This window comes from Synechococcus sp. R6-7, from assembly GCF_047461695.1.
Lineage (GTDB): Bacteria > Cyanobacteriota > Cyanobacteriia > Thermostichales > Thermostichaceae > Thermostichus.
The window spans coordinates 1-5,359 of the sequence record NZ_JANSHS010000044.1; the positions used below are offsets into that span (position 1 = coordinate 1).

Annotated in this window: 7 protein-coding genes and 1 tRNA gene; 6 read left to right on the forward strand and 2 right to left on the reverse strand. The window is 58.2% G+C overall.

From position 1 onward, the window contains the following. Nucleotides 1–219: 219 nt before the first annotated feature. Nucleotides 220–666, reverse strand: coding sequence for a Fur family transcriptional regulator (locus NW815_RS01735; protein WP_011433855.1), 447 nt, complete (start codon nt 664–666; stop codon nt 220–222). A gap of 386 nt (nt 667–1,052) precedes the next feature. Here NW815_RS01735 and NW815_RS01740 point away from each other — a divergent pair, with 386 nt between their 5' ends. Both NW815_RS01740 and NW815_RS01745 read left to right on the forward strand, forming a co-directional pair. Then, entirely contained in the window at nt 1,053–1,433 is a 381-nt protein-coding gene (locus NW815_RS01740) for a hypothetical protein (RefSeq protein ID WP_414389207.1), read from the forward strand. Nucleotides 1,434–1,631: 198 nt separating this feature from the next. Beyond that, entirely contained in the window at nt 1,632–2,837 is a 1,206-nt protein-coding gene (locus NW815_RS01745; RefSeq protein ID WP_414415651.1) for a D-alanyl-D-alanine carboxypeptidase, read from the forward strand. Between the two features lie 154 nt (nt 2,838–2,991). On the opposite strand, the gene NW815_RS01750 is transcribed toward NW815_RS01745, so the two are convergent. Continuing rightward, nucleotides 2,992–3,064, reverse strand: a tRNA-Ile gene (locus NW815_RS01750). Between the two features lie 98 nt (nt 3,065–3,162). Between NW815_RS01750 and NW815_RS01755 the strand changes: the two genes are divergently transcribed. The 4 genes from NW815_RS01755 (at nt 3,163) to pyrH (ending at nt 5,220) form a co-directional block, all read left to right on the forward strand. After that, nucleotides 3,163–3,702, forward strand: coding sequence for a TMEM165/GDT1 family protein (locus NW815_RS01755; RefSeq protein WP_414390872.1), 540 nt, complete (start codon nt 3,163–3,165; stop codon nt 3,700–3,702). Between the two features lie 57 nt (nt 3,703–3,759). Next, a complete protein-coding gene (locus NW815_RS01760) occupies nt 3,760–4,095 on the forward strand; it encodes a TMEM165/GDT1 family protein (RefSeq protein ID WP_011433859.1) in 336 nt (111 codons plus the stop codon). Between the two features lie 115 nt (nt 4,096–4,210). Continuing rightward, nucleotides 4,211–4,360 (forward strand): hypothetical protein, encoded by a 150-nt coding sequence (locus NW815_RS01765; RefSeq protein ID WP_011433860.1) that lies wholly within the window; start codon nt 4,211–4,213, stop codon nt 4,358–4,360. A gap of 98 nt (nt 4,361–4,458) precedes the next feature. Beyond that, nucleotides 4,459–5,220: a UMP kinase gene (pyrH, locus tag NW815_RS01770; RefSeq protein ID WP_011433861.1), complete on the forward strand. Its 762-nt coding sequence runs from the start codon at nt 4,459–4,461 to the stop codon at nt 5,218–5,220. Nucleotides 5,221–5,359: the final 139 nt, after the last annotated feature.

Here is a 5,359-nt window from a genome sequence, read left to right on the forward strand (position 1 = left end):
ATTATTGACTAGAGTCATGCTCTCTCCCGGATCTAGTGGGGTGAAGAAGATCAACTATTCATCAACCATTCAACTGTTGCCTCGGTTGCCGACTGCCGATTGGCCTCACGGGAGCTATTCTGGCATTTCCTCCCGTTGACGGGATCCCCATCCTCCTACCAGCCCAGTACAGTTCCCCTTCTGGGAAAGCATGAGAACCTGAGCTTTGGGAATTTTTGGCTACAAAATCGAGCGCTGCCCTTCTGGGCTGATACCAATAATGGTGAGCTGGCAATCCAACACTTTGAAACCGTACTTTTCTGCCACCTTCTGGGTGATGTTAAGAATGGCGTTGTTTTTGAACTCGATCACCTTGTTGGTCTTGACGCACACCAGATGGTGGTGGTGGTGGGGGGCCGGCTGGTTGATCTCGTAATGTTTGTGCCCTTCGGTCAGTTCCAGTTCTCGCAAAATGCCCATGCGGGACATCAGCTTGACGGTGCGGTAAATGGTGGAAAGGCTAATGTTGTGGCCTTCTTCCCGCAACTTTTTGTGCAACTCCTCCGCGCTCAGATGCGTGCCCTCAGGCAAGTTTTGAAACGTTTGCAGGATGATCTCCCGCTGCCGAGTGGCTCGCCAGCCTTTGGCATTGAGCTCTGCCTTGAACGCCTCTTCGGTGTAGACCATGATGCCGCTCCTCCGCTGTTGGGCAACGTCGCCGTAACAGTCAATAAGTTCTGTAATTGATAATAACTTCATTTATGACGACACCACCCGACTTGGTTGCTGAAGACTGGTTGCTGAAGACATTGTTCAGGCTCAATGGACAGGCTCAATAGAACAGGCTCAATAGAACAGGGACGCAACTGAGGCGCATGGGCTGCCGGGAGAGCCTCGGGAAGGGTGCGGGAAACCCAATCCCTCATCCATCCGGGATGAGCTAGCCTACAGAGCAGAGCCATGTGGCGGACTGTTTCTGGTGTTCGGGCGCGCCTAGGCTAACATACTCAAGAAAAGGCCCGCGGCATCCTGACAGCGTTGGCAAGCGTAGTGATCGGGGAAGGAAAACGAAAATGCGGTTTGAGCAGCCCAAAACCTATTCCATTTCTCTGGGTGGCTGGGGGTTCTGGCTGGGATCCCTGGCGTTGGCAGCTTTGCTGACCAGTGTCGGGCTGGGGTGGCTGGTCGCCGGATTGGTGGCTCTGTTGCTGTTTTTGCTGTCCTTGCCGGTATTGGTGCTCCTGGCCTTTCGCTGGTGGGCGCGCCGCTGGATTACCACCGATCGCTGCCCGGTGTGTGGGTCGGAATCGCAAGCCATTGAGGGCAGCCATTTCTTTTGCCCCAATTGTGGAGAGCCGCTGTTTGTTGCAGACGGACGTTTTTATCGGCAAACACCCCCCGGCACCATCGATGTAGAGCCTGTGGAAGAGGGTGGCTGGGAATTGACGAGCTGATGCCCCCTCGGTTGCCGGGATGTTTAGAGGGTGTTTTCCGTGAAAAGTGCTATGCCTGCGGCACCCCATGGTGCTACACAACACTGTTGCTCCGCAACGCTGACGCCACGGCACGAACGACATCTGTGGGGCTGGCCCGGTAGGCGGCTGGTTTCGAGCTGGGTTGGGCTGCTCTCGGCGGCCACTCTGTTGCTGAGTTTGTCTCCCACTTCTCAGGCGACGGAGCAGGGATCCCTGCAACCTCAGGTGGAAACCTATCTGGCTCAGTTGGCCGGTCGGGGGTTTTCGCCCGCGGCTCAGGGGGTTTGGCTGCAGATGGAGGCCCGTTCCCGACAGCGGGACAGAATCCTTGTTTTGGGACAGCATCAGGGATCCACACCCTTGCCGGCAGCTTCTTTGACCAAGGTGGCAACGACCCTGGCCGCTTTGCAGCACTTTGGCCCACAACATCGCTTTGTTACCACCTGGCTGGCCACTGGCCCCTTAACTGCTGAGGGAGTTCTACAGGAGGATCTCTGGGTTCTGGGGGGGGAGGATCCCTTGTTCGTCTGGGAGGAAGCCTTCTCCGTCGGCAACCTGCTCAATGCCTATGGGATCCGCCAGGTGCGCGGGGATCTGGTGGTGGTGGGCCGCTTTTACATGAACTTTTCCCGGGATGTGGCGCAATCGGGATCCCTGTTGCGGCAGGGGCTGGATGCGCGGCGTTGGCCGCCAGAGGCGGAGGCCCAATTTCAAACCTTACCCCCCGGCACACCCAGACCGCAGGTGGAGATCTTGGGTTCGGTGCGGGTTGCCCAGCAGATCCCGCCCGGCGCTCAGGTTTTGCTCAGACATGAATCGCCCCCCCTCATTCACCTGGTCAAGCTGATGAACCTCTACAGCAACAACTCCATGGCCGAGATGTTGGCCGATGCGGTGGGGGGAGCAGACCAAGTGGCCCAGATCGCCCGGGCCATCGCCGGGATCCCGGCAGAAGAGCTGCAACTGATCAACGGCTCCGGGTTGGGGGTGGAAAACCGCATTTCGCCGCGGGCCAATGTAGCTATGCTTCAAGCCATCCAGTCTCTTCTGGAGGAGCAGGGGCTCTCTCTTGCCGATGCTTTTGCCGTCGTCGGCCAAGATGTGGGAGTGTTGGAACGGCGTCTGTTGCCAGGGATCCTAATTGCCAAGTCGGGCACCTTGAGGAGCGTCAGCACCTTGGCGGGTGTATTGCCAACCGAGCAGGGGGACATCTGGTTTGCCCTGATGAATGGCGGATCCGATCTGGTCGGCTTTCGCACCCAGCAGGGACAATTCCTCAGCCAGCTCCAGTCCCAATGGGGATCCCCTGCCACCTTGCCTGAGCGTTGGATCCCTCGCTCTGGAGATACGGGATCCCGCACAGAGCTGAACCCGCGTCTTTGAAACTGTGCCCAACCGGTTCTCTCTCAGCCCAGAGTGACCTCGGTCGCGTTAGCGGAACGCAGTCCTATGTCCGCCCTCCCAGTTTGGGAATTGAGATCGACTTGGCCCGCTGTCAACAGCCCTCAACCCAGAAACCTCGTCCAGCAATTCCCGATGGGGCGTACAGGGATCGAACCTGTGTAAGGCAAATTATGAGTTTGCTGCCTAAACCGCTCGGCCAACGCCCCTGATTCTTTTACTCTAGCGTCTACTCTAGCGCCCTTGTCTCCTCCAGAAGCGGCTGAAAACAGGATAAGCTGCATGTCGGTGGTTAGGGTCTGACGCCATGGCTGCGCCGCGTTCTTGGCAGGGGCAAATGGCCCTGGGCTTGGGGCTGATTGTTTTGTCCTCGGCTCTCTGTTTTGCTTTCTTGGCCGTTGGGCAGCACTATCTCTACGGGGATGGATCCGCTGTGGATTTCCAGCCTGCCGGGGAGAGTTTGGCCTTGTCTTCCGCCCCCGAGATTGGACTTCCGACGACACCGCCCCTCCCTAACCCCCCCTCTTCCGACGGCAATCTTCCTGAGGGATCCCCGCTGCAGCTCTGGCTTGTTACTTTTTTAACCGTGTTTGTGGCGGAAATGGGCGACAAAACCCAGTTGGCAACCTTGCTCATGAGTGCCCAATCCCAATCGCCTTGGGCGATCTTTTTCGGTTCCGCCGGTGCCTTGGTGACCGCCAGTTTTTTCAGCGTGGTGCTGGGAGAAGGTCTGGGCCAAGTCATTCCCCCGGGCTGGCTACAATGGTTGGCGGGTGCAGGGTTCCTGATGATCGGGGGCTATGTATTATGGCAGGAGTGGCGGGGGAACAAGCTCCCAGAGGGCTAGCCTCCCTGAGCAGCCGATGCCAACCCGGCAGGACAGAGTGGAGAACAACCGAGGAACGTGTTGATCCAAGACAACGACAGCCGAACCCCGTCTTTTTTGCTGCGGCAAATGGCCGGACGGGCCGCCCTAGTGAGCTTTGGCTCGATTCTGCTGGCCGAAATGGGCGATAAAACCCAATTGGCGACCCTGCTCCTCAGTGCCCGCTCGCAAAACGCTGGGGTAATCTTTTTGGGCGCTGCTGCTGCTTTGATCAGCACCAGCCTAATCGGGGTGTGGGCAGGAGCTTGGGTGGCCCGCCTGATCCCACCTCGCTGGATCAAAACCCTGGCAGGCGTGGGGTTTGTTGTGATGGGCCTAGTCTTGTTGTGGGGATCCCTGCCCATAGCCGGCTGAGCAGAGGGCTTCAGGATGGCTTCGGCAAAGCGTGATAGGATTAAGAGCGCCTCACTTTGACACTTCAAACTGAGGACCTTCACTTGAGTCCGGACAACCGGTCAGGAAAACCAGCATGGCCAAAAAACGCAATCTGAAGCGGGAAAAAGCCGAGCGCAACCGCGAATATGCCAAACAGTTCCAAAAAAGTCGTGCTCGCAATGGCCGCCGCTTCCGTTCTGCCCCCCGCGACAACGAGGCCAGCGCTGGCGAAGAACAGCAGTAAGGTTGTTTTTGTCGAGATGCTCTGTCGGTCAATCCTGTGAGCGGAGCTAGTTCAACAAACCTGCTATCGTATGCAGGGGTGGGCCGGAGCGGATAAGCATGAAATATCGACGGATTCTACTGAAGTTGAGTGGTGAAGCCCTGATGGGGGAGCGCCCCTACGGGATCGACCCCGAGGTCTTGAAGTCCATTGCCGGCGAAGTGGCCTCAGTGGTACGGGCCGGTGTGCAGGTGGCGATTGTGGTGGGAGGGGGTAACATCTGGCGCGGGCGCAAAGAGGCGGCTGCCCAAGGGATGGATCAGGCTTCTGCCGACTACGTAGGGATGCTGGCCACCGTCATCAACGCCTTAACCCTGCAAGATGCCATCGAGCGAGCCGGGATCCCCACCCGGGTGCAGACGGCCATCGCCATGCAGGAGGTGGCGGAGCCCTATATTCGTCGCCGCGCCATTCGTCACCTGGAAAAGGGGCGGGTGGTGATTTTTGGGGCAGGATCTGGCAACCCCTTCTTCACCACCGATACCACTGCGGCCTTGCGGGCGGCGGAGATCGATGCCGAGGTGATTTTCAAAGCCACCAAGGTGGACGGAGTTTACGATGCGGATCCCAAGACCCACCCCCAGGCCCGCCGCTACGATGTCCTCAGCTATCAGGATGTGCTGAACCGCGATCTGCGGGTTATGGACAGCACCGCCATCGCCCTCTGCAAGGAAAATCAATTGCCCATCGTGGTCTTTGACCTGACTACCCCTGGCAATATTTATCGAGTGGTGCAGGGAGAACCCATCGGCACTTGGATCGGACAGCGAACGGTCGAGAACAACGGGATCCCCAGCCCAGGAGAGTTGATCCCAAGTTAGGGGGGAAATCGGCCTTGAGAGTCCGGCGACGCCCTAGCCAGGATTGAGTCCGAAGGATAGCCTGGCTCAAGGGTGTGCTCAGGCCGTTTGGAGGGAAAGGCAATGACAGATCAGCTAGAAATTGCAGGAGCCCCGCACT

What these genes read in the sequence shown, in the direction of transcription:
- NW815_RS01735 (WP_011433855.1), bottom strand. Translation starts at nt 666, where the DNA reads ATGGTCTACACCGAAGAGGCGTTCAAGGCAGAGCTCAATGCCAAAGGC.
- NW815_RS01740 (WP_414389207.1), top strand. Translation starts at nt 1,053, where the DNA reads ATGCGGTTTGAGCAGCCCAAAACCTATTCCATTTCTCTGGGTGGCTGG.
- NW815_RS01755 (WP_414390872.1), top strand. Translation starts at nt 3,163, where the DNA reads ATGGCTGCGCCGCGTTCTTGGCAGGGGCAAATGGCCCTGGGCTTGGGG.
- NW815_RS01765 (WP_011433860.1), top strand. Translation starts at nt 4,211, where the DNA reads ATGGCCAAAAAACGCAATCTGAAGCGGGAAAAAGCCGAGCGCAACCGC.
- pyrH (WP_011433861.1), top strand. Translation starts at nt 4,459, where the DNA reads ATGAAATATCGACGGATTCTACTGAAGTTGAGTGGTGAAGCCCTGATG.